Source organism: Lacrimispora sp., from assembly GCF_046972725.1.
In the GTDB taxonomy this organism is placed as follows: Bacteria; Bacillota; Clostridia; order Lachnospirales; family Lachnospiraceae; genus Lacrimispora.
Genome location: NZ_JBKVXF010000002.1, coordinates 672392 through 696324, shown reverse-complemented (window position 1 = coordinate 696324; position 23933 = coordinate 672392). Strand labels below are relative to the sequence as shown.

General features: G+C 45.2%; 18 protein-coding genes. 6 read left to right on the top strand and 12 right to left on the bottom strand.

Features of this window, described 5'->3' with window-relative positions:
* Positions 1-33: 33 nt before the first annotated feature.
* Entirely contained in the window at positions 34-1053 is a 1020-nt protein-coding gene (locus ACLTWA_RS11530; protein ID WP_412327870.1) for a glycosyltransferase family 2 protein, read from the bottom strand.
* Entirely contained in the window at positions 1050-1802 is a 753-nt protein-coding gene (locus ACLTWA_RS11525; protein ID WP_412327869.1) for a CPBP family intramembrane glutamic endopeptidase, read from the bottom strand. The genes ACLTWA_RS11530 and ACLTWA_RS11525 overlap by 4 nt, the downstream gene beginning before the upstream one ends.
* Before the next feature lie 215 nt (positions 1803-2017).
* Between ACLTWA_RS11525 and arcC the strand changes: the two genes are divergently transcribed.
* Entirely contained in the window at positions 2018-2953 is a 936-nt protein-coding gene (gene arcC / locus ACLTWA_RS11520; RefSeq protein ID WP_412327868.1) for a carbamate kinase, read from the top strand.
* 84 nt (positions 2954-3037) lie between these two features.
* On the top strand, positions 3038-3898 hold the full coding sequence (pdaA, locus tag ACLTWA_RS11515; RefSeq protein ID WP_412327867.1) for a delta-lactam-biosynthetic de-N-acetylase: 861 nt from the start codon (positions 3038-3040) through the stop codon (positions 3896-3898).
* Between the two features lie 97 nt (positions 3899-3995).
* Here pdaA and ACLTWA_RS11510 read toward each other — a convergent pair whose 3' ends face one another.
* Genes ACLTWA_RS11510 through ACLTWA_RS11500 form a run of 3 tightly spaced genes read right to left on the bottom strand, consistent with a single transcriptional unit; the run spans position 3996 to position 7127 of the window.
* On the bottom strand, positions 3996-4418 hold the full coding sequence (locus ACLTWA_RS11510) for a PPC domain-containing DNA-binding protein (protein ID WP_412327866.1): 423 nt from the start codon (positions 4416-4418) through the stop codon (positions 3996-3998).
* Positions 4419-4458: 40 nt separating this feature from the next.
* On the bottom strand, positions 4459-5757 hold the full coding sequence (locus ACLTWA_RS11505) for an SLC13 family permease (protein ID WP_412327865.1): 1299 nt from the start codon (positions 5755-5757) through the stop codon (positions 4459-4461).
* A 44-nt stretch (positions 5758-5801) separates the two neighbouring features.
* The gene (locus tag ACLTWA_RS11500; RefSeq protein WP_412327863.1) at positions 5802-7127 is read right to left on the bottom strand and encodes an enolase C-terminal domain-like protein; all 1326 of its coding nucleotides are present in this window, start codon (positions 7125-7127) and stop codon (positions 5802-5804) included.
* A 161-nt stretch (positions 7128-7288) separates the two neighbouring features.
* Here ACLTWA_RS11500 and ACLTWA_RS11495 point away from each other — a divergent pair, with 161 nt between their 5' ends.
* Positions 7289-8194 carry a LysR family transcriptional regulator gene (locus tag ACLTWA_RS11495; protein ID WP_412327862.1) on the top strand — a complete coding sequence of 302 codons (906 nt, stop codon included), beginning with the start codon at positions 7289-7291 and terminating at the stop codon, positions 8192-8194.
* A 153-nt stretch (positions 8195-8347) separates the two neighbouring features.
* Here ACLTWA_RS11495 and ACLTWA_RS11490 read toward each other — a convergent pair whose 3' ends face one another.
* Both ACLTWA_RS11490 and ACLTWA_RS11485 read right to left on the bottom strand, forming a co-directional pair.
* A complete protein-coding gene (locus tag ACLTWA_RS11490; RefSeq protein WP_412327860.1) occupies positions 8348-9988 on the bottom strand; it encodes a SulP family inorganic anion transporter in 1641 nt (546 codons plus the stop codon).
* A gap of 111 nt (positions 9989-10099) precedes the next feature.
* On the bottom strand, positions 10100-11929 hold the full coding sequence (locus ACLTWA_RS11485) for a restriction endonuclease FokI C-terminal domain-containing protein (protein ID WP_412327858.1): 1830 nt from the start codon (positions 11927-11929) through the stop codon (positions 10100-10102).
* Positions 11930-11961: 32 nt separating this feature from the next.
* Here ACLTWA_RS11485 and ACLTWA_RS11480 point away from each other — a divergent pair, with 32 nt between their 5' ends.
* Positions 11962-13131 carry an acyltransferase gene (locus ACLTWA_RS11480; RefSeq protein ID WP_412327857.1) on the top strand — a complete coding sequence of 390 codons (1170 nt, stop codon included), beginning with the start codon at positions 11962-11964 and terminating at the stop codon, positions 13129-13131.
* A 4-nt stretch (positions 13132-13135) separates the two neighbouring features.
* Here the strand turns inward: ACLTWA_RS11480 and ACLTWA_RS11475 are convergent, their stop codons facing one another.
* The 5 genes from ACLTWA_RS11475 to ACLTWA_RS11455 form a co-directional block, all read right to left on the bottom strand.
* A complete protein-coding gene (locus ACLTWA_RS11475; RefSeq protein WP_412327855.1) occupies positions 13136-14308 on the bottom strand; it encodes a DUF4317 domain-containing protein in 1173 nt (390 codons plus the stop codon).
* A gap of 293 nt (positions 14309-14601) precedes the next feature.
* On the bottom strand, positions 14602-17031 hold the full coding sequence (locus ACLTWA_RS11470; RefSeq protein WP_412327853.1) for a hypothetical protein: 2430 nt from the start codon (positions 17029-17031) through the stop codon (positions 14602-14604).
* Positions 17032-17059: 28 nt separating this feature from the next.
* Entirely contained in the window at positions 17060-17935 is an 876-nt protein-coding gene (locus ACLTWA_RS11465) for a carbohydrate ABC transporter permease (protein WP_412327852.1), read from the bottom strand.
* 11 nt (positions 17936-17946) lie between these two features.
* Positions 17947-18876 (bottom strand): carbohydrate ABC transporter permease, encoded by a 930-nt coding sequence (locus ACLTWA_RS11460; protein ID WP_412327851.1) that lies wholly within the window; start codon positions 18874-18876, stop codon positions 17947-17949.
* A 27-nt stretch (positions 18877-18903) separates the two neighbouring features.
* The gene (locus tag ACLTWA_RS11455) at positions 18904-20310 is read right to left on the bottom strand and encodes an ABC transporter substrate-binding protein (protein ID WP_412327849.1); all 1407 of its coding nucleotides are present in this window, start codon (positions 20308-20310) and stop codon (positions 18904-18906) included.
* A 212-nt stretch (positions 20311-20522) separates the two neighbouring features.
* Between ACLTWA_RS11455 and ACLTWA_RS11450 the strand changes: the two genes are divergently transcribed.
* Positions 20523-22139, top strand: coding sequence for a response regulator (locus tag ACLTWA_RS11450; RefSeq protein WP_412327847.1), 1617 nt, complete (start codon positions 20523-20525; stop codon positions 22137-22139).
* A complete protein-coding gene (locus ACLTWA_RS11445) occupies positions 22136-23932 on the top strand; it encodes a histidine kinase (RefSeq protein ID WP_412327845.1) in 1797 nt (598 codons plus the stop codon). The genes ACLTWA_RS11450 and ACLTWA_RS11445 overlap by 4 nt, the downstream gene beginning before the upstream one ends.
* Position 23933 lies beyond the last annotated feature (1 nt).

Sequence of the window (23933 nt, the reverse complement as noted above, 5' to 3'; positions counted from 1 at the left end):
TCCCCGGCGGTATGATTCCCGCCGGGGATTTTTTTAATTGAAACCAAAGAATTTCTGGGTCATTTTATAAATTGCTATAGGGAATTTCCTGCCGCTTTTTCCCGGAAGATTGACTCCCTGGCCTAAAAATCCCCATCGAAGTCTTAAATACAGCTTTAGATTCTCTTTCCTTAAGTACTGCCATAATTCCTTTTTCTTCTCCAGGTTCTCCTCAGAACCGGATTTGATGGCAAGAATAGAGGAAACGATCATCATGATCTCCAGATACCTTACCATATAGTGGCGCAGCTTCCACTGCCTGATCTTTGTCACATCATAGTAGCCAAGCATCAGTTTGGTCACCAGGATCTGCTGGTCGATCCGTCCAATCATTACGGTTTCATTGACAGACTGATCTTCTCTTCCGATGAAATACCGGTAAAAATTCACATTAAGGTAATACATGGTCTTAACATGGGGCAGCGGCTGATACACAAAGATGTTGTCCACATAAAAGGTATGTTTGGGAAGTTCCAGCCCGCACTGCCTTAAAAGCTCTGTCCGGTAAATGACCGAATGCATAAGAATATACTGTCCAAGCATAAATACCTTTACATCATCCCAGTCAAACAATTCATTCTGAGGAAGTGCCGTACGGTAATGCATTACCTTTTTTCTCTTGGCTCCCTGCTTTTCATAAACGAAATTGCTCACCAGCATATCCAGCGTCTTTTCTCCGTATACAAAGCCTCTTAATGTATCCAAAATCTCCATATAGGAAGATTGATCCACCCAGTCATCACTGTCCACTACCTTAAAGTAGATTCCAGTCGCATTCATAAGTCCCGCATTGACCGCAGCTCCATGGCCACCATTCTCCTGATGGATCGCACGGCATATATTGGGATATTTGCTTTCGTATTCATCTGCAATCATCGCAGTGCGGTCTTTGGTAGAACCGTCATCTACAATGAGAATCTCAACTTCATCTCCTCCCGGCAGAAGCGAGTCAATGCAGTGCCTCATATAAGATTCAGAATTATAGCAAGGAATTGCCACAGATAAGAGTTTCACACCATATCCTCCTTTAATTTGTTTTTGCTGTAAATCCGGATTGCACATACGATCGATACAGCAAAAGACAGGGCCGCCGCAGCTGCCACAGCTGTCTTTTTTTCCGTTTCAAACAGCATCCCCGCAAATACGGTATTCGTCACAAGCAGTGACAATAAATTGGCTGACATATGAAGCAGTATGGCTGCCAGTAACGTTTTTGTAATCTCGTACAGCCAGGCAGCTGTCATGCCAATCAAAAAAGCATACACTCCCTGAGGGAGATTTCCATGATAAATACCAAACAGAGCAGCTGATAAAACTGCAGAAGGCAAAAAAGAAAGCCTGTCCCGAAGCGCCGGAAAACAAAGTCCTCTGAAAATCAGTTCTTCTGTGACAGGAATCAAAAAGCCAGAGGCCAGAATCTGAACCGGCACAGGCGGCGTGTAGAGTGCAGCTCTCACCTCATCATAGGTCTGTGAGCTGTCTGTCAGCTTTAAAAGTGCAATGAGCTCATTGCCGCACACACAAAGGGCTGCCCCAAATAAAAGAATAAGGAAAAAGCAGCCGTGAAGCTTCAGGCTGATTGCTTTACCTATTCCCCGTTTCTTCTGATCCATGCCGTATATGCCGTAAAATAAGGGAGCGCAGACCACCGCAGCGAATGCCGTAGCAGCCAGAGCATCCATCTTTAAGCCCAGAAACAAAAAGCTGGTCACTCCTGAATAAAAAAACATTGGAACGATCAGATGCAGGATCAATGATAACATGTCTATGCAGTCCTTTCATATTCTGTTGCTACCTAAACATTATACCACCTGATCTTAAGATATCCATAAATATTTTTTAAATTCTTTTGAAAAAATATAAGATAATTTACCGCATATTTCCTGAATACGGAAAACCAGTTGCTTTTTTTTCTGCCTGATAATATAATATCCTTATCTTTTTTAATAAAATTACAACGAACTGAGAGGGAACAGATATGGCAAAAAAACGTATTGTTATGGCTTTGGGACATAACGCTTTAGGAACGAACCTTCCCGAACAAAAAGAAGCTGTCAGCAAAACTGCCAGGGTGATCGCAGATTTTATTGAAGCCGGCTGGCAGGTTGCTGTCACTCACAGCAATGCCCCCCAGGTTGGCATGATCCATACAGCTATGAATGAATTTGGAAAACAGCATGACGGCTATACCTCTGCTCCCATGTCCGTTTGTTCTGCCATGAGCCAGGGCTATATCGGATATGATCTGCAGAATGGAATCCGTGCGGAGCTTATGAAGCGCGGCATTTATAAATCCGTTGCTACTATTTTGACCCAGATGATGGTAAATCCTTATGACGAAGCTTTTTATACTCCCTTAAAGCCCATCGGCCGTTTTATGTCTGCGGAGGATGCAAAAGAGGAGGAGGAAAAAGGGAATTTTGTGGAAGAAGTTCCAGGAAAGGGCTTTCGCCGAGTGGTGGCTTCTCCAAAGCCTGTTTCCATCGTGGAAATCGATATTATCAAAGCAGTTTTAGATGCGGACCAGATCGTCATCGCCTGCGGCGGCGGCGGGATTCCGGTCATTGAACAGGGCTATGTGTTAAAAGGGGCCAGCGCGGTCATTGAAAAAGACCGGGCTGCCGGGCTGCTGGCAAAAGAGATCGATGCCGATGTGCTTATGATCCTGACAAACGTGGATAACGTGGAACTGAATTACGGCAAACCGGATGAAAAGCCGATTGCCCATATGAATTTGAAAGAGGCCGTTTCCTACATTACGGAAGGCCAGTTTGAGTCTTCTTCCATGCTTCCAAAGATCGAAGCCTCTGTGGATTTCATTGAACACGGAAGAAACAGAAAAGCGATCATTACTTCTATGGAAAAGGCGAAAGCAAGCCTTGAGGAAAAAGCGGGTACCATTATCAGCGAATAACAGCCGGGACAATAATCTCTCCGAATAGTGACAGGCTAAACCTTCATATATTGAAACAAACGTACGTAACGGAGCTTATTCAATATGAAGTTTTTGCAGAATCTAAAGATAGCGGAAACGATCAGGCGAATTCCTGTTTCGCCTGAAACCGGCAAACGATCAGCCAAAATATTCCTGCTCTTTCTCTGCGCATTCCTTGCAGGGCAGATGGGCGCTATGTTTACAGAACATCAGAAGGCAGTCACTGCTGCGGCCGATGGGAACTGGGGATTAAGTTTCCAGCAGGAGGGGCAGCCTCCGGTGGCCAATGCCACAATGGATTATCTAAAGCAGTTTGACTCCTATTACGCTCAGAAAACCCCGGATAAGGTTCTCTATCTCACCTTTGACGCCGGATATGAGAACGGCAACACCCCTGCTATTTTGGATGCTTTAAAAAAACATCATGCACCGGCTACCTTTTTTGTGGTAGGAAATTACATAGAAACGGCTCCGGAGCTGGTAAAACGGATGCTTGATGAAGGCCATACCGTTGGGAACCATACCTACCATCATCCGGATATGTCAAAGATGGCAACAAAGGAAGCCTTTGAAAAAGAGCTGAAGGATTTAGAAAGTCTTTATGAAAAAACCACCGGACAGCCCATGAAGAAATATTACCGCCCGCCTCAGGGTAAATACAGTGAGACCAATCTTCAGATGGCAAAAGATATGGGATACAAAACCTTTTTCTGGAGCCTGGCTTATGTGGACTGGTATCAGGATAAACAGCCGTCCAGGGAAGAGGCCTTTAAAAAGCTGCTGGGAAGGATTCATCCGGGCGCTATTGTTTTGCTTCACAGCACTTCCAGTACCAATGCCCAGATTCTTGATGAACTGCTGACAAAATGGGAGGAAATGGGATACCAGTTCAAATCCCTTGACCAGCTCGTATCTGAGCAGTAACGACTGGTCTGTTACAACAATGAAAACCATAAAAATGGCCATTCCCGAAAGAGGGAATGGCCGTTTTTATTGCTGGCTGCCGCATGGTTCTGTGAGATCAATGAAAATCAAACAGATTAAGGCCAACGCTTTCACTAAACGTTCTTCCAACGGTACCGTCTATAATATGAATCACCATTTCACAGGTCGCACTCACCATTGCACGGTTTAAATGTCCGCCGAATACCTTTCCGCTTCTGTCGCCTGCACTCATGTGCAGATGGAAATAGCTTTTTCCATCCATCTCTGTCACAGTTCCTGTCAGAGATACAATTTCAAAGTCTCCTTTGAATGAATTGGAGTGATATTTCTTTTGCTTTGTATCAAAAACACCTACTACAAATTCATTGACTGCTCCCAGTGCACTTACATCAGCCAGTCTGATCTTTTCTTTCGTTACAACATCTAAAAGAAGCTCAAGAATCTCTTCTCCTGGATCGATCCGTACAATTACCGTGTTCTGAAATCTCTTATATTCCATATTTTTATTCCTTCCATCAATAATACATGCCGTTTATTTTTTATCTGAATATTCCAAGAGCAAGCCCTGATACCAGCCAGAGAATATTGAGAATCCACAACGGTTTAAATGAAAATTTTACATAGTCAGACAGCTTTACATCTGCCAGATCACAGGCCAGATAAATCTGTGGCTGTGCCACCGGTGAAACCATAGCTCCCATATTCATAAGCAGGGTAAACACGACTACATCATTTGCAATGCCGTATTTTGCTCCCACGCCTGCTACGATGGGAATAAACGTATATATCCAGATATCATTGGTAAATATAAGCATCAAAGGCATACTGAGCACTGCAACAATCAGATACAGCCAGGGACCAAGGGCAGAAGGTATGATATTGACCAAAAAACTTACCATAGCATCCATCATCCCGCTTTCTGACAAAACTCCGACCACTACACCGGCCAAAAATACAGCACATGCGACGGAATACAGCTGTCTTCCATACGATTTAAGCAGTTCCTCCTGTAACTTTAAATCCGGATAATTAACAGTCAGGGCAATGACCAGTCCAATGGCGAATACAAAGTAATCTTCACAGGGTACAAAAGCCAAAGCCAGAATAATTGCAAAAGTCAGAAGCAGGTTGAACAAAAACAGCTTTGGCCGTGCCAGTTCCTTATATTCCATCTTTACTTCCTGGGAGGCTTCATCGTTCACAGCCAAAGCCCCCTTTTTGATCTGTATTTTTGCCATGACAACAGCCGTTATAATGCAAAAAATTATGTATAGCACCATCAGCGGAAACATCTTTGTAAAGATATAGTTATTGGCACCATCAATTCCGTTAAGCAATGTGGAAGCCCGTAAGTTTCTCGAATTCCACGGTGTCACAAACAGCGCACACATGGACGCAGAGCATAAGAACAGCAATACTCTGGGGTCTACCTTTAATTTCTTATACAACGGAAGCATCATGGGGATTGTTACCAGATATGTGGCGGTTACACTGCCGTCTATCTCTGCGATCAGAGCTACCAGAACCGTAATTACACAGATGGTCACTGCACCGAGCTTGATGTGCTTTAACAATATCTCCACGATCCGGTTAAACATCCCGGCATCTGACATAACTGAAAAATACGGCAGAGAAAAGAACATAATAAGCATCAATCCTTTTGTTTTATTAAGTCCGGTTTCCAGATAGCCGCTCACATCAGATACACTTGCCCCTATAAGAAATGCTGCTGCGATCGGAATGACTGTAAACGCAAACATTGGGCTCACTTTCTTTTTTAACAAAAGCACTGTAATTAATATCATTGTTGCAAAACCCACAATTGCGGTAAAACTCATAAGAATACCTCCTCCTTAACCTGTTTATCCCCTGTATTTTCCCATTAACGCACCATACATGGCTTTTTGGAATCAAATTTCCAGCCGGGAATCAAATACTGCATTCCGACGGAATCATCCCTTCCTCCCAGACAATGCTTCTTATACAGCTCATTGGCTTTTAATATCTGCTCCATATCCGCATCAATTCCCAAGCCAGGCTTCTTTGGCACTTCAACACAGCCGTCCTTGATCTGAAGCGGCTCTTTGGTAAGCCTCTCCAGCCCTTCCTGCCATATCCAGTGAGTGTCTAATGCATTGTATTCTCCGGGCACTGCGGCACCGACCTGAGCGCACATGGCAAGGGAAATGTCAAAATGGTTATTGGAATGAGATCCCCAGGTATAGCCAAAGTCATGGCACATCTGTGCGATTCTGACAGAACCGTTCATGGTCCAGAAGTGAGGGTCTGCAAGAATAATATCAACCGCCTGCAGCTCTAAGGCGTGCCCAACTTCTCTCCAGTCCGTTGCAATCATATTTGTAGCTGTCGGAAATCCTGTTCTTCTCCGGAACTCACTCATAATTTCCCTGCCGGAATAAACCCCTTCTCTTCCGCAGGGATCTTCGCAATAAGTCAAAATCCCCTGCATTCCTTTTACATATTCCACTGCTTCCTCAAGCTTCCAGCCGCCGTTTGGGTCCAGATCGATGCGGGCATCAGGAAATGCTTTTTTCAGTTCCCTGACCACCTTCATTTCCTCCTTTCCCTCTAAAACGCCTCCTTTCAACTTAAAATCTTGAAATCCATACTTATCCTTTACTGCCTTTGCCATGGCAACAATTTTTTCTGCCGTCATATTTTCTTCATGCCGGATCCGGTACCAATCGCATTTGGAATCTTTTTCTCTTTCATAAGGCAGGTCTGTTTTATCCGGATCTCCCACAAAAAACAAATATCCCAGCATCCGGACCTTATCCCTCTGCTTCCCATCTCCCAGCAAAGCACAGACCGGAACGTCTAACAGCTTCCCCAATAAATCCAGACAGGGAGCTTCAATTGCCGTCAGAACATGGACTCCGGTACGCTGGTCAAAGGTCTGTGCCCCTCTCACATCTTCCTCTCCTTTGGAATCCAGAAATTGCTTTATCTTTAAAAGTGTGTTTTTATATTCGGCAACTCTTGTTCCCTCTACCATAGGAATGCATTCCAGCAATGCCTTTGTAATCTTTTCTCCTCCGGGAACTTCTCCTACTCCCATATCTCCGTTATCCCCATGCAAAATAACTACATTTCGGGTAAAGAAGGGGGCATGGGCTCCGCTTAAATTTAATTCCATGCAATCTCTCCCTGCAACCGGATAAACTTCCATTTTTGTAATCACTGACATAATTTACCTCCTGATGATTTTCATTTTTCTTTCGTCATTTTCAATATTAGACTTGATTTTTTATCATTTTTATTGTACATAATAGATAGATATAAGTCTAATTACTTAAATTTATTATTTGACTAAGTAAAACTTAGTATAAAATGAAAAGGGGCTTACATATGGATTTGCGTCAAATAGAATATATTATAAAAATAGCAGATGAGCACAGTATTACACGGGCTGCGGAACAGTTATACATTTCTCAGTCCGGTCTGAATCAACAACTCTTAAAGCTGGAAAAAGAACTGGGGCAGCCTCTGTTTCACCGCAACAAATATGACCTGCGGTTGACAGAAGCCGGCAGCATCTACGTAGAATGCGGCAGAAAAATATTACAGCTAAAGAAAGAGGCTTATAGTAGAATCTATGACATTGCAGGCAATCATTCAGGAACCCTGCGTATCGGCCTGGCACCGGAGCGGGGGACTACCATGTTTTTAAATATCTACTCAGATTTTCACACCATGTTCCCTGGAATCACCATCGAGCCTTCTGAAATCAATGTAAAAAAACAGCTGGCCATGTTATCCAAGGATTATCTGGATCTGGGATTTTCCACTGTGTCTGAGGAAGACAAAGTCCCTAACATTGAATTTGTCCATGTCGGATATGAAAATATCCTTCTTGGCATCCCCCGGTCCCATCCCCTTGCAGCATATGCAAACCCGCCGTATGAGGCCTATGCAACCATTGATCTTTCTCTTTTTAAAGACGATGCTTTTATCCTGATGTCCAAAGACTCTACTCTGCGCAGAGTCATAGACCCTCTATTCCACAAAGCAGGCTTTGTTCCAAAAATTCTTTTTGAAACAGCCAATAACCGAACGCTTTATACAATGGTAAAAACTAACATGGGATGCACGCTCATTCCCGAAACCCACGCAAAGGAACAGGAAGATGTGGCATATTTTCTCCTTCCTGATAGACCTCAATGGGAAATGACAATTACATATCACAAAGATCATTATATTTCAAAGCCTATAGAATACTTTATAAAACTTGTACAAAATTATTGGAGCAGATGATTGGTTAAAATCATCTGCTCCAATAACCCATTATAGAATAAAATTATTATCCGTGTCTGCCCGGCCCGTTTTATCACAAAAAGGCGAATATTGTACCACGAGAAAAATGGCTGTTGCAGATTTTGCAGCAGCCATTTTTCTCAATTATGTAGATTATAGCCCTGCCGCACGAAGCAAAGCGTCATCAATGCATCCCGCAATATTCTCTTTGCCAATGACATCTGTAAAGCCTGCCTTTTCCATAATAGACATAGGCTGTTCATTGACATGGGATAAAACCATAATCACATTTTTCTTTTTTAGATTCTGGTGGAGCTTTTGCAGACTCTTTAAGGCAGTGGCATCCATTGCCGGAACGCTGCGCATACGAAGAATCAGCACTCTCTTGCCTTCTTCCAAAACCACTTTTGATATTTTATCTGCGGCACCAAAGAACATGGGGCCGTTGACTTCAAATACGGATACATGCCCTGGCACCGGCTTTAGATCGATCGGGTCCTTATCCTGGGTCTCTTTCTGGTCTTCCAGATATCTCCATCCACTGACATCTGCCACATCTGCCATCCGTTTCATAAACAGCATGGAAGCAAATACCAGGCCTATTCCGATGGCCACAACAAGATCAAATGCCACCGTTAACCCAAAGGTAACAAGAAGCACAAACCAGTCGCTCTTTGGTGCTGTTTTTACAATGGAAACAAATTCTCTCCATTCGCTCATATTATAAGCCACCATAAAGAGGATAGCCGCAATTGCAGGCATGGGAATCAGCGCGGCATAAGGCATAAGGAGAATGAGTATCAACAGCAAAAGTCCTGCATGGACCATGCCTGATACCGGCGTCCGTCCGCCGTTTTTTATATTGGCTGCGGTCCGGGCAATGGCTCCGGTAGCCGGAATTCCGCCAAACAAGGCAGAACAGGTGTTACCTACTCCCTGAGCGACCAGTTCCATGTTGGAATTATGTCTGCTGCCTGCCATTCCGTCTGCCACCACACAGGAAAGCAGAGATTCCACCGCCGCCAGCACCGCAATGGTAGCCGCATCCGGCAGGACCTTCATCGCCATGGCAAAGGAAAATTCAGGCAGGTGAAACGACGGCAGATCGGAAGAAATGGTATACAGATCTCCGATGGTATTGACCGGAAGCTTAAACAGCCGGACTGCCAGTGCCGTTACAATGACGGCAATCAACGACGGCGGAATTTTCTTGAAAAATTTGGGCCAGACAATTAAAATCATAAGAGCCGCAAGACCGGTCACCAATGTCATGGGATTTAAGGTATTAAAACAGAGTATGACCTGTTTTAACTTTTCCATAGTCTCCACAGGTGCCTCCTGAAAGGTCAGACCGAGAAAGTCCTTGATCTGCCCGATGAAAATGGTGACTGCAATCCCTGTGGTAAATCCTGTGGTAATGGTGTAAGGAATAAAACGGATAAGACTTCCAAGGCGCAAAAGTCCCATAAGAATCAGAATGATTCCTGCCATGATGGTGGCCAGGGCCAGGCCATCCATGCCATTCTTTATGACAATTCCTGCCACAATGGAAGCAAACGCTGCTGTGGGACCTGCGATCTGTACCTTACTTCCGCCCAAAAGAGATATCACAAAGCCTGCCACAATGGCAGTGTAGAGTCCTTGTTCCGGAGTCACACCGGAGGCCAGAGCAAGGGCGATGGAAAGAGGAAGGGCAATGATTGCTACAATGATACCGGATATAAAATCCTTAACAAACTGCTCTTTGGTGTAATGCTTCATTGATAAAAAAAACTGGGGTACCATATCTTTCATTTTTCCTGATCCTTTGTATATTATAAAATTTTTATAAACATTTTAAAATATAATGATGTAATCGGAAGAATGCAAGCGATTTTTCAATGTTTCTTAATAAGTACACGATTTTCAGCAAAAATCTCCCGAGGGAAGCGAAAACGGAAACGAAATTTCACCGTTGCTTTCAAAAAGCCGGAAGCATTCCTCATAGCCAAGTCTTCCTGCTTTTAACTCCTCCGCCAGCAGAAGAAGGTTTACGGAATTGATTGCAGCTCCATGAATTCCCGACCGGGCAGATATAAGGTTTATCCGGTCCTTGAATCCTCCTGTAAAGGAGCCGGAAATAAATGCAAAGGAAAAGCGCGTCACAGATTCATCAAAGATTTTCCACCACCGGTTAGGATTAAGCAAATCCTTTCGCTCTTTATTCTCTTCGATGTAACGGTACATCTCGTCTGCCTGTTTTATGGGAAGAGAATATCCTTTCCCATACGCTTTATTATCGATGATCAGCCCGTGGTCGCCGTAATACACGCACACATCTGGCTTTCTGGTATCCCCAAGCCTGGCCCCTTTAAACATAAGCTCCGAGGTCAGAAGCTCTGCGGTCTTAATCTCATAATCCCGGTCAGAGCTGCCGTCAAAGCCCAGATCCACAAGAATCAGATATTTATGATCTACATGGGTCATATGGGTCCTTAAATAATCCTTATACACAGATACCTCTGACTTTACCGGTATGCCGGACCGGCCTTCATCGGGCAGCTTAAGCCCCTTAATCTCATCCATCACCCGGTAGGTGTCCCCGTTTTTTTTCACCTGCAGCCCAATCCTTACAAAGCTTTGGAGGTCATCGAGAATGGTTTCTGTCTCTTCCTTTATTCCCCTGCTGTTTAAATATTCCTGTATCTGCAAAGGAGAACGGTAACCGCCCTCTAAATATTTGATGATATGGGTTCTCCGGTTTCTTAAATACTCCCGGTCCGCCGCCTTGGTTGCCAGCATGTCCCACATCACCCTTTTGGGAATTCTGGCAAATCTGGAAACTCCGGTGGTGTGTTTTAATACGGTCCGTCCCTTTAATGTAAGTTTATAAGACTGGGGAATGACTGCAGAAGATACCCGGTTTCCTCTACGGCCTGTCACTTCCTTTGGAACCTTACTGATAAAACCCATCTGGATCAGCCAGCTGCAGATGGTGCGCACGTACTTATCACTGGTCCCCTCCGTATCCTGCAAAAGTTTGGTTCTCTCTTCCTTTGTCTTTGCCTCCAAAAGCCCTTCTAAGATCATATATTGGGGAATGGAGGTGAAGCCAGCCTCTCCGAGAAATCCAAGCCTTGCTCCGATCTCAAACTTTGTTAAGTGTTCTTCTTCTGCAAGCAAAGACAGAACTCTGCAAACCGGAGGATAAGATAAAAATGCTGTCATAAGCACGTTTGCCTCCTCTTCACTTCCTTCTTTCGCATCTGCATACTGACGGCCAAGCTCTGAGAGAGAGCAGACATCTTCCCCCCTGTCATAATCAAGAAATCCCACGCTGACCGCCCACCGGAGAAAAGAATCCGCCGGCCAGTCACTCTGGTATTCTTTCCGCTGGCCCGGAAGCACCGCCTGGATAATGCCGGAGCAGGGCGCATTGCTTCTTGTAAAGCCTGCGGGCGTTCCTTTTCCCTTCAGATGGGTATAAGGAATGCGGATGTTTTCTTCTTCCAGCTCTTTTATAAAAATATCTCTTCCATCTTTTTCTGCTATAAGCCTGGGGATCTTATCCGTACGAAGAATCCGGTTCACCGGTGATTCCGGCACAAATACGGATACCACATTCTTTAAATTTCTCAGGATATAGGCCTCCTGTACCCAGCCAAATGTTCTGTCTGCCACTGTTATTTCCTCTTCGTTTTTCTTAAAGTATAGCATAGCATAAAAGGATGCGCAAAGCGTTTTGATTTGTTCCATGGCCGCTCCTGTGCTATAATGGGGAGAACTGATTGATACAGAACGGAAAGGAACAAAAGAACATGGGAAAATTACAGCTGATGTTTCTGGCTTTTATCCTCATATCTCTTTTTCTCCATGGAAATGCAGGGAGAAAGGACAGAAATCATTTTAAAAACCTGTTTCCGGGGAAAGCAGAGAGTAAAAACCGGATTCTCTACCTGGATTACATACGCCTGATTGCCACTGTTTTTGTCATACTGGTCCATTGCCTGGATTCTTCGTCCTTAAGTCTTTTAAAAAACCGGGGCACCTGGGTCGCTGTACAATCTCTGATTGCCATTTTATTTGTCTGCAATACCCTGTTTATCATGAACAGCGGAGCGCTGATATTAAACCGGAAGGAAGGCCCTCTGGCAAGCTTTTATTATAAACGCTTTATCCAGGTGGCCATCCCCTTTTTCTGTTACTATGGCATTTACATCCTTTTATCCTCTCAGTACTTTACTTCCGGATTCTTAAACGGGATCATAAGAGCAGGAAAGGACATGCTGGCAGGTCCTATTGACTGGGCGCCCCACTTGTGGGTCATTTACGTAATCCTGTCCCTTTATATTCTGGCGCCGTTTTTTTCCATACTCTTAAAGCATTTACCCGATGCTCTGCTTCACGGACTGGCGGCCCTGATCCTGATTTTCAGGTGCCTTGCGGTCTATCTGCCTGCAGCCGGCCTGCCGGTCAATGTCCAGCTTATGATCAGTCCATGGGAAGGAGTGTTTTTGCTTGGGTATTACTTTGCCCATCCGGCTTCTTTTTCCCGCAGACGTCTGTTTTTGGGCCTTGGGGGAGTATCTTTGATCGGTACGGTCCTTTGCGTCATCTATCGAGAGGACTACAAGGCCATTTTATTAGCAGACGGCGCTCCCATGATGATTCTTCTGGCAGGTTCCATATTCCTTCTGCTGCGTTTAGCAGAAGCCCGGCTCCCGGTACCAGGCAGGGTCATGGGATTTCTAATCCGGTACAGCTACTCTGTTCTGCTGGTCCACTGGGCTGTGCTTTACTTTGTCCGGGAACGGCTTGCAGTTACTCAGAATCCGGTCCTGACCTTTGGACTGGTTCTCATTTTTTCAGCTCCTGCTGCATTCTTCTTTGACCAGACAGTGGTCTACTGCGTACAAAGCCTCTTTCAGGCCCTGGCCCGCCTTGTCCGGAAAAGGTAGCCGGTTATTCCAGCTCCTCCAGTTCCATTCCCCCGGCAGCCTTTTCTGCTGCAATGGGCCTTACAGTGATTCCGTTGATCTCCACATGTTCGCTGATTCCGATTACAATGCATGGCCTTCCGTCGATCATCCGGTTCTCCACCAGATGGGTCTTGTCCGGGGCAACCTTTATGCTCACATCGGCTGTCTTAATCTCAAAGCTTCTGGTATTGACCACATTGGCAGCCATAAAGCTGGTACTTTTTCCTTCCGGGCCTTCTTCAAAGCGCTTGTCAAATTCCTCCAGCTTTTCCTGGCTGGCGCCGTTAGTTTCCAGCAGTTTTTTCATCTGATATTTGTCAAGAGTAAACGGTGCCGGTTCATCCTTTGTCTCTTCCAATATCTCATTTAAACTTTCATGAATGTTCTTTACCGTTTCAAAATCACAGTTTTCTCCAAGAGTTTCCTCTACAATGGCCTGAAAAGTCTCCTTCTGATCCTTTGCAGTCATGGGGATCACACAGCCCAGCAGTTCATCAATCAGACGTTCCGGCATCTGCTCAGGGTTCTTTACATAATAAAGAAGACCATGGATATCCGTATTCCGGTCAGTAAATGCAGGGAACAAAAAGCCGGTATCCGGAGCTTCCACAAGCCAGTCCCGGCTCCTGTTTTCTATTGCATTTGATTCTGAATTATAGCAAAGGCCTGCTTTTGATAATTTTACCGGACAGATGGCACACTGAATGAATTCATATACATAATCAGAAGCATCGTACATTTCCAGACCGTCCGAGGATTTTGCCGGAATATCGTAAGCACAGTGAATGAGGATTATGTAATAATTCTCGCCGTAATCATAGCTTGCGATCACTTTGTCATAAAACTCTTCGATAAGCCCATCATCCTTTAACTGGCTGTCCCGAAGTTTTAATAAAAAATTCTGGGTTCCGCCCTCTTCTTCCGTATGAAGAGGGAATTCCATGTTCACCATATTTTTTCCGATGGAGCCGGATAATACGCTTCTGAAAATGGTAAAATATTTAAACGCTTCCTCTTCCGGAAGGGACAAAAAGGCTTCCTTTAATTCCGTCCGCTTGTTTTTTTCTGCATCCACATAGCATCCGCAGATCCTGCTGATGGCACAATTGGCAGGGGTGAAAAGTTTCTTTAATTCATTGGCTTCTTTCTTATTCATATTACGGTTTCTCCTATCTGTGAGCTTAAAGCACTGACTGAATCCAGGTACAGGCAGGACTTCTCAAAAAAAGCCCACAAACCATGTGGCCTGTGAGCTTTTTCCACTCTTTTTTTATCTTTGCTTTCCATAAACCATGAAGGGTACGGTCTTTTCATGACGCAGCCACTTCATCGCCTTCGCTCCGCATCATTGAAACTGCCAGCTTCTTTAGCATACCATAAAATTTTCCCTTTTACAATATGTGCCAAATCCAAACACAAGGAAAACCCGTGATTTCTTTTCCGTAATCTTTATACATACTGAGTGGGATTTTCATGCTTTTCATAGATCAGACTATGGCCGTTACACTGAAGCTCTGAACGTGTCTTATCATACACCGGGTTCATCTTCCTGCAGCTATTTAAAAAGCCGTCAAGACTATGAAACTCTTCTTTGCTGCCGCAGACACAGACATAAGCACTGTCCCGGCTGTCAGACCGGTATTCGCAATCAAAAAGCTGATCCTCATAAGGCTTTAATTCATTGCTGCACCAGATTGCCACATATCCGTTTCCCGCCTTTCCGGCCAGCCACCCGTCTTCCATCTTCTGCTCCTCAAATCTGCTCTGAGGCCAGTAAACATGGGTAAATGGAATCGGATGACTGAGCGGAATCCGGTAAATACCATAAAGCACACGGCCCACCTGTTTTAAGGCAGGCATGATTCCATTCCCATACCAGTATCCCGGTCTTACGGAACAGGCCTCACAGCTTCCTCCCGGATGGTTTACAAATACCACTGCCGCCGGACTTAAGGCTGCATACCACATATGCTGCTGATAACCGAATACTCCAGGTTCAAACTGGGTCGTTCCATGAAAACACTCATTCAGCGATTTCACGTACGCAAAGCTGCCCATATCAGCCCCTTCTTTCCCATAGATGTTTTCCCAGCTTCTCGGCTTTCCATCCCCTTTGGACTGAACGGACGTCAGCATATAATCTTTGGTCTTTTCCACGCAGATGCATGCATTGCTTTCGTCATAGAAAAGAGAAGCCGGCTCATCCATAAGAGCTTTAAGACCTTTTGGAATCTGATAGCTGCTTGTTGCAAGAACGATGACCCATTCACTGAACCGGTCCGGAGCTTTGGGATCAATCAGATTGATGAGGCACTGGATATCCTGGGCAAAGGGATAAAGGACTTCACGGTATACTCGTCCCATAGGAGCCACGGATACTCCCTGAAAGGTCTGGAGCGCCAGGTCATGGAGCAGCCGGTCTGCCGCTTTAACAGCCAAAGCAGAGAGCTCCTCATCTCCAAAATCAACCACATTCAATATGGCCGAAAAGGTAATGGGTGTATATCCGCCGCTGTGAAACTCGTCAAAGCCTTCGTTAAGTGTCTCCTTTAACCAGTCATAGATTCGGACTCTGGCCGTTTTCTCCATCTCTTTTCCGGTCTTTCCGGAACGGGTGAACACATCCTCCGGATAAAATCCTCCTGCAATATAAGCGCTGACAAAGAACATAAGGGAATGGTTTTCACTCCAGAAACACATGCCGTCATTTCCCGCTTCATCCATCCAGTACCTGTAATTTAACATTACTTCCTTTAGACGGGCTGCCAAAGCCTCATTCATGGGATATAACTTCATATAGCGAACCATTGCGCAGGTGAGAAAATCAGAGCAGTCCCTCCGGCTTTCGATCTGGTCCAGAGACCTGTAAATCTCTTTTTCATCATCCGGATGAACGTTACCGGAATAACGGCGCGCAAGGATGGGATACATGGAAAAGCTGTCACCATCCCCTCTGGGAATCTGCAGCACAGAAGCGATTCTTTCATAGACCCGCTGCTTATTCTCCTCTGTCCCCATTTCCCCACTCCAGACCGGCTGTATCAGCTCCTGACGTTCAAAGCTTCTGGACAATACCTGGCCTTTTGTCTTAACCTGTGCCCGGAAAAATGGCTGTTTACGTTCAAGTATTACCTCCTTCTGTCCCGAAACATCGTTATAAGTATAACGGTCTTTATAAAGAGCAAAATCCAACGGTCTGGAATCATACACGATGCCACTGCCTTCCGGGGCCTTTGAAGGGAATAGAAGTCTGCCTTCCTTTAAGCGGATCCCGGAAAGCCACTGCCCTGCGGCTGCCAGTTCACCTGCTGACTCCATATGAGGCAGCCTGACTTTGATGCTGTTTTGTTCTTCTCCAGGTATCTGTATTGCAAATAAGGTCCTTGTGTCCCTGACTCCCAGATTCTGGAGCCTTACAAAAACAAGATTATCTCCCTTTTTTAAATCAAGAGAAAGGACCTCTCTGGAAATGGGCTTATAGACCGGGCTTTTGATTCCTCCTGCCGGAAGATGATTGACCCACACATCTACGGCACCGTAGCTCCACAGCCAGGCTTCTGCCTGTAAATCCCCGGGCACATTTAAGAGGACCGCCGCATGAAGTTCGATCTTTTTCAGAAGCGGATAAAAATCCGACCGGTCCACAAACCAGCTTCCGTATGTATAATAATATTCCCATGGCATATCAAGAGAGCTGAGAGCACCTAACCGGATGTCCTCTTCCGGCAATTGAAACTCATGGTCTACCGCTTCCATCCTCATAAGTTTTTCACAGGCCAGCTGATCCTTTCCCGTTATCGAACTTAAGTATGGGGTCTCCTTACATCCGCTTACCAGATAATCAGTAATGAAACCGTATTCATTCAGTACTAAATCCATATGTAAATTCCTCTTTTCCTTTTCTTTTTCAGCCCTTTACTGCACCGGCTGTCATTCCGCCCATGAACTGTCTGCTTGCAGCTATATAAACAAGCACAATGGGAACGATCGCAATGGCGGAACCTGCAAACAGGATGTTCCAGGCGGCGGCTCCATCCCCTGCATTCTGGAGTGCTACCACTCCTACGGTCAAAGGCCGGAGCTTCTCATTGGTCATGGTAAAAATGAGAGGCAGGATATACTCATTCCAGCCTCCCCGGAAGGATAAGAGAGCCACGCTTGCAAGAGCGGGCTTTAACACGGGAAGAATGACTCTAAAGTAGATGGAGAAGAAACTGCAGCCATCCATTTTCGCCGCCTCATCCAATTCTTTTGGCACGCTGTTCATGAACCCGTGGATCAAAAATACATAGGTAGCCTGGCCGCTTCCTGCAGAGATCAGGATAATGGCGAGCAGCGATTGATTCAAATGCAGCTTTACTGCCAGTTCAAACAAAGGGCGCAGCGCAGCACTTCCCACATTGATGAACATAAACATGACCATTGCATTGTAAATCAGGCTTTTTAACCGGAATTCTTTTCTGGAAAATACATAACCTGCCATGCTGCTGACAAAAAGCGAGATTGCCATGACTCCAAAGCTGATGATCAGACTGTTTCCCGTATATCTGGAGAAATTGGCAATCTCCCATGCCTTTTTATAATTGTCCAGAACAAAGGTTCTTGGAAGCAGCTTTAAACCGCCGCCTACCAGCTCACTGTTGGTTTTAAAGGAGCCGAATGCAATGTATACCACCGGATAAACCGTAAGAACTGCCAGTATAAAAAGGAGCAGAAAAATGATTCCGTTGACCGTCCTGGTTTTTTTTGATTCTACGGAGTGACCCGCTCTTTCCTTTGCCATTTTTCTCCTTTCTACCATATCTCATCCATTTTTTTGCTGAACTTCAAATAAATAACGGTAACGGCACCAACGATGACGGCCGACATGATGCTGAGTACGGAGCCATAACCGATCTGAAGCTGGGCTGCTGCCTGGGAAGTGCCGAATACCATTTGAAAAATATAGGAAAACATAACATGGGTACGGTTGTTTGGTCCTCCGCCGGTCAATACCAGAATGGACTGGTAATCTTTAAATGCAGTTGTCACTGCCAGCATAATGACCACTTTCAGCACAGGGCCCAGCATGGGAAGGGTGATCTTAAAGAAGGTCTGGATTCCGCCTGCCCCATCGATCTGGGCGCTTTCATATACATCCGAAGGGATTCCCGTAAGCCCTGAAATCAACAGGATCATATAATTACCAAAAGCTCCCCATACGGCAACAATAACAACTGCGATCATGGCTGTCTTTCCGCTTCCCAGCCAGTCAATTGGTGCATCAATGATTCCGGCCGCCTGTAAAAACCCGTTCAATACTCCGTTATAGGTGGCAAAAATAAAATACCAGATCAGGCTGTATACCGCAGAGCTGATGACCGTAGGGAGAAAATAAATTCCCTGCAAAAGCCCGCTTCCAAACCTTTTTCTCTGCAGAAGAACCGCAGTTATAAGAGAAAGGGGAAGGACAAACAACAGCTTTAAAAAAGCATATTCAAAGGTGTGGAGAACACTTTTCCAATACACGGCATCCGTAAACATGCGTTCAAAGTTTGCAAGTCCTACAAAGTATGCCTTAAACCCGTTATAGTCATAAAACACATACCGGATCAGCCAGGCAAAGGGATAAACAGACATGACCAGAATAAAAAATATGGTTGGAAAAAGCATGAGCCACATGGGAATATCTCCGTTATTCCAGCTTTTTTTCAGCCGCTGTCCGATTGATTTTTCAGTATTCATTTCCTTCACTCCTTACATGTGCCAGTCTTATTTGTCCAGATACTCTACCGTACCGGCACCGGGATTAAGGGGATCATAATCCTTGATGACCAGACGTTTTGTTTTCCCCATCTTTACTTCCTTGTCCAGCGCATCATTATACGTTTTATTTAAGGCTGCAATGGTTTCGTCAATGGAACCGCCCTCGGGAAGGCAGGCGTTCCATAGAGCATCCCGGTAGTTTTCTCCTTCCGGTGTCACTGACGGGGCCACAGGAAGCACTGCCTCATAGTCTGCTCCGGCAAAATCCGCCATTCTTCCGGTTTTGGTCTTGTCAATCTTTTCAGCCATGTAACTGGACAGAGGCAGAGTATAGCCGCCTTCCAGATAACCTTTTAAAACGGTTTCAGAGCCAAAATATTCAATGACTTCCCACGCTTCCTTTGGATGCCCGGTAAATGCGCTCATCATCCAGCCATTGTTGGGAGAGCAGGCTTCGCTTCCCTTAATTTCTCCATCCAGTGTGGGTAGCTGGGCAACGCCCCATTCCACCTTTGAAGGGAACTGTTCCGTTAAAACGGTTGCTTCCTGGGAAGCATTTGCATGAATGCCTATATGGCCTTCTGAAAACTGTACGCGGACAGGGTCGATTTTCATGGAAGAGGAACCAGGGAATACACTGTTTTCCGTAAACATCTGGCGGACGGTCTCCAGATAGGGTTTAAATCCCGTAAAGTCAAATCTGCCTTCCCTGTAATTGTAAGGTGTGATGCCGCTCATTTCTGCAGAATGCTCCAGCCAGCGTTCAAAGGGACCGCTTGCTCCCGGAAAAGCAATGCCGTAAAACTCTCCGGCACCTGCGTCTGTGATGGTCTTTGCCACTTTCGGAAGATCACTGAGCTTTTTGGGAACCTCAAGCCCTAATTTATCAAAGATCTCTTTGTTGTAGATGATTCTGGAACCGCTCCGCTTTCCGCACGGAACAAAGTAGATTTTATCTCCCTGTACATTGTAGCCTTCGTATAAATGCTTATCTGCTTCATTGACTTTCTTAAACTCATCGGTCAGATAATCATTCAAAGGCTCTATAATGCCGCTATCTGCAAAATTCTTAAAATCTGCCGGATTGACCTGGGTAAACACATCCGGAGACTGGCCGGAATTGGCTGCCATAGTAAGTAAATTCACATAGTTTTCGGTCTGCACCACGTATTCAATCTCAATGTGGTCATTGGTCTTATTAAATTCATCTACGATCTTATTCATGTACTCCAAATCATGTCTGTTCTCGGTCCAAACCGTAATCTTTACCTTATCCCCGGAAGATGTTTCTTTTTGCGCCTCACTTCCCGGGGCCTTACTCTCAGTAGAATTCCCGGACGAACAGCCTGCCAGTGCAGACACTGCCATTATTCCGGCCAACCCCAATGCAGCCAGTTTTTTTGTTCTTTTCATCGTTCTTGCTCCCTCTCACTATATTTTTATGGATTCCATAGTTTCATAGGTTCATAATAATGCATTTTACCGAATATATACACCACATTTTTTACTGTTTTTGTCACATTTCTTTGGAAGTTCCTATATAAGTCTCTCAGAACTTGATTTTCATTGTGCACAATGCTATAATTTTGTTTATTTCGCTAACAAAATTTACAAAGGAGGCTTATATGAACCCATGTGCAATCATAACCCTGCTGATCGTAGACGATGAAGCACAGATCCGTTCCGGTCTGCGTTCCATCATTCCGTGGGAAGACTATTTTGTCTCGGTCATCGGCACAGCAGCAAACGGCGCCGAGGCATTGGATAAAATCCGCTACTATGAACCGGATATCGTCATCACAGATATCCAAATGCCGGGCATGAGCGGCCTTGAACTGATCCGGCGGGTGAAAAAGGAGCAGTTTGACTGTTCGTTCGTCCTGTTAAGCGGCTACGATGAATTTGAATATGCGAGAACAGCCATCAGGTATGGTGTGAAGGAATATTTACTAAAGCCCATTTCCATCAAGGACTTAACAGAACTGATCTGCAATCTCAAGGAAGACATCTTAAGCAGACGGGGGATGCACAGTGACCGGCTCTCCACCCTTCACAAGCTGAGAACGGCCCAGATCTCCATCCGCAAATTCAATCTCATTCCGCAGCTTCTACGGGGAGAACTGACCCGGCCCGAGCTTGATAAGGTCATTAAGGATTACTCCCTTCCCATACGGGATACGGAAAGCTGCACCGTATTGATACAGGCATTTTCTCCCACATCAAATGCGGAGGATAAAGCAGACTCCAATCTGGCCCTTGCCCCCCTAAAGGAGTCTTTGGAACAGTCTTTCAAAGACTCTAATGTCCTTGTATCGGAATATCCCCCTGCCGGTCTCCTTCTTATTGTAAACCTTCCCTTTGCTTCCCCGGACGGCAGCACACTAAAGGAAATACTTGCCGGACACCTGAAATCCGCCGGAAGCCAAACCGTCTTAATGGCAGCCGCCATAGGCAGACCCGTTCTATCCCTTTTAAGCATTCCTGCTTCTTTTAAGGACGCAAGGCAGGTCATTACCTGGCACATCTATCCGGAAGCAGGTCCGGTGCTGGAAGCAAGCGTATTAAATGGGGAGCAGCCTCCCATCATCATGCCGGGAAATGAGATGTTAGAGGCAGTACTTAAAAACAAACCGGAAGAAATCCAAAACCAGTTTCACACTTACTTCGACAGGCTCCTGACAACGGCTCCTCCGCCTTCTTATATTTACAGCATGTGTAATTATCTGGTGATCACCCTTCAAAGCCAGTTATCCAGGTATCTGGAGGGAGTTCCAAAAAGCTATATTGGAAATTCCTATGCTACCTTACAGAGCCTGAACTCTCTGGAAGAAATCCGCAGCTTTATGTGTAAAATCCTATGGGTGTTTGCAGAGGAGCTGTCCGTAAGCCGGGCGGTAAAAAGCGATCCCCTCATTGAAAAAGCCATTGATTATATCAATAAAAATTTATTAAAAAATCCAAGAACAGAGGATGTATGCAGCTATCTTGGTTTAAGCAAAAGTTACTTCAGCACTTATTTTAAAAATAAGACCCAGCTGAATTTCCGGGATTATACCCTGGATCTAAAAATCAACTATGCCCAGGAGCAGCTGAAATTCGCAGAACACACGCCGGGAGAGGTGTCTGTACTTCTGGGCTATGAGGATTACCGTTCTTTCAGCCGGGCATTTAAAGCCAGAACCGGCCTTACCCCTACGGATTTTCAAAAACAGTACAACAGCGAAGAAAGGAGCTTCCAATGATCAAATGGTTCTCCAACTTAAAAGTCCGCTACCAACTGCTGATTGGAATGATATTCATTACTTTTGCAGCACTCATACTTATCAGCCAGCTTTCCTATACCTACTTTTACAGGCGGAATACCAGCGAAGTACTGAAAAAAGCGGAAAGCTCTGTCCACATGGCTGGAGCTTCTCTCTCCTCCCAGTTCAATTCTCTTTCCACCGCCACGAACCATCTTCTGGTCAACGAACCATTTCCCCAGATGATATCCGATATCAACAACCGGAATTTTACAGGTTATGCAAAGTACTTTTCCGAAATTACGTCACTGACAGAGCCCTTTTTGCAAAACCACGATCTGGTAAGCAATGTTCTGATCTGCGGAGAAGATAAGATCGTATTCAGCCCTTCCTCCTTAGGGATTTCCAATTACTTTGACAAGCTGTTTCCCGAGGATATCTGGTCTTATCCCCAAATCAATGTATTGCCCACCCGTCACAGCTCTTCCTTCCGACAGGGAGATGTTATTCCCATCGCTTATCCGGTTTCCAGCAATCTGACCACCAGCAGCCTGATCTACCGGGACCAGCCCGGCGGCCGCAAGGCACGTTTTCTTCTTCTCATCGATACGGCACAGATCCGGGCCTATTTTGAGCGAATGTCAAACCGCTATACGTATTGCATGTATCTGGCCGATGAAAACGGGAACCCTCTGGATCTGTCAAAGGACCAATACCCGGATTTCTTTCTGCCGGAAATAAAGACCTGGATATCAAGAGAAGAAAGTACTGCAGCCGGAACCGTCCGGCAAGGCCCTGAGGAACTCTTTCTTACCATGGAGCCGGTTTCCTTCTGTAATTTAAAGGTCGTTCATGTAACCAGAAAATCGGCGTTATTGGGAGATACAAAGGAGCTTCGTTCCTTTTTCATACTGGTGTGGTTCGCCTGCTTTCTGGCTTCGGTCCTTCTTTCTCTGGCTCTCTCCAATCTGCTGACCAGAAACTTAAAGACTCTGAGTAAAATCATAGAAAAAATCAATGACAGCACCTATCAGAAACGGACAGAATTTCCCCACACCGATGAAATCAGCCTTTTGGGCATTCAGTTAAACCGGATGTATGACACCATTCAGCTGCAGCTGGAACAGATCAAAGAAGAAGAAAGGAAAAAGGCCAGAGCTGAAATCCAGATGATGTCCGAACAGATAAATCCCCATTTTTTATACAATACTCTGGAATGCATACACTTTCAGGTATTGAACGGACACGGACAGACGGCCGGAGAAATGCTCGAAAGCCTTGGGCGGTACCTTCGGACTACGCTGAATGTGGGAAAGACCTTTGTCTCCGTGGAAAAGGAAGTGGAACACGTGACTCTGTATATGGAAATCATGAACCGGCACTCTGCCTCCGGCATCCAGTTCAAGGCCGACGTTGATCCGTCCTTAAAAGACTTGCTGGTCATGAAGGTCCTTTTGCAGCCTCTGGCAGAAAACTGTATCAAACATGGGTTTTCAGGCATGGTAACAGGATTTGAACCTGTGCCCCCTCAGATAATCATATCCGTCACCTCTGCCGGAAACGGCAGAATACGGATCCAGGTTTCAGACAACGGAAAAGGAATCGATATAAAAAAGGCCTCCGCCCTCATGAGAGCGGAAAGCCCTGAATCAAAAAACCATTTTGGCCTTCATAACATTTACAAACGGCTCCAGACCTGTTACGGAGGACAGGCTATAATATCTTTTACCAGCATCCCCTATCTAGAGAACAGTATAATCATAGAAATTCCGGTAAATCCCACAGGGTCCTGAA

Bases quoted from the DNA above. Each gene is read 5' to 3' on its own strand.
- arcC (WP_412327868.1), top strand. From the start codon at position 2,018: ATGGCAAAAAAACGTATTGTTATGGCTTTGGGACATAACGCTTTAGGA.
- ACLTWA_RS11485 (WP_412327858.1), bottom strand. From the start codon at position 11,929: ATGGAACAAATCAAAACGCTTTGCGCATCCTTTTATGCTATGCTATAC.
- ACLTWA_RS11510 (WP_412327866.1), bottom strand. From the start codon at position 4,418: ATGGAATATAAGAGATTTCAGAACACGGTAATTGTACGGATCGATCCA.
- ACLTWA_RS11495 (WP_412327862.1), top strand. From the start codon at position 7,289: ATGGATTTGCGTCAAATAGAATATATTATAAAAATAGCAGATGAGCAC.
- ACLTWA_RS11475 (WP_412327855.1), bottom strand. From the start codon at position 14,308: ATGAATAAGAAAGAAGCCAATGAATTAAAGAAACTTTTCACCCCTGCC.
- ACLTWA_RS11525 (WP_412327869.1), bottom strand. From the start codon at position 1,802: ATGTTATCATTGATCCTGCATCTGATCGTTCCAATGTTTTTTTATTCA.
- ACLTWA_RS11450 (WP_412327847.1), top strand. From the start codon at position 20,523: ATGAACCCATGTGCAATCATAACCCTGCTGATCGTAGACGATGAAGCA.
- ACLTWA_RS11460 (WP_412327851.1), bottom strand. From the start codon at position 18,876: ATGAATACTGAAAAATCAATCGGACAGCGGCTGAAAAAAAGCTGGAAT.
- pdaA (WP_412327867.1), top strand. From the start codon at position 3,038: ATGAAGTTTTTGCAGAATCTAAAGATAGCGGAAACGATCAGGCGAATT.
- ACLTWA_RS11455 (WP_412327849.1), bottom strand. From the start codon at position 20,310: ATGAAAAGAACAAAAAAACTGGCTGCATTGGGGTTGGCCGGAATAATG.
- ACLTWA_RS11465 (WP_412327852.1), bottom strand. From the start codon at position 17,935: ATGGCAAAGGAAAGAGCGGGTCACTCCGTAGAATCAAAAAAAACCAGG.
- ACLTWA_RS11470 (WP_412327853.1), bottom strand. From the start codon at position 17,031: ATGGATTTAGTACTGAATGAATACGGTTTCATTACTGATTATCTGGTA.
- ACLTWA_RS11445 (WP_412327845.1), top strand. From the start codon at position 22,136: ATGATCAAATGGTTCTCCAACTTAAAAGTCCGCTACCAACTGCTGATT.
- ACLTWA_RS11490 (WP_412327860.1), bottom strand. From the start codon at position 9,988: ATGAAAGATATGGTACCCCAGTTTTTTTTATCAATGAAGCATTACACC.
- ACLTWA_RS11500 (WP_412327863.1), bottom strand. From the start codon at position 7,127: ATGTCAGTGATTACAAAAATGGAAGTTTATCCGGTTGCAGGGAGAGAT.
- ACLTWA_RS11505 (WP_412327865.1), bottom strand. From the start codon at position 5,757: ATGAGTTTTACCGCAATTGTGGGTTTTGCAACAATGATATTAATTACA.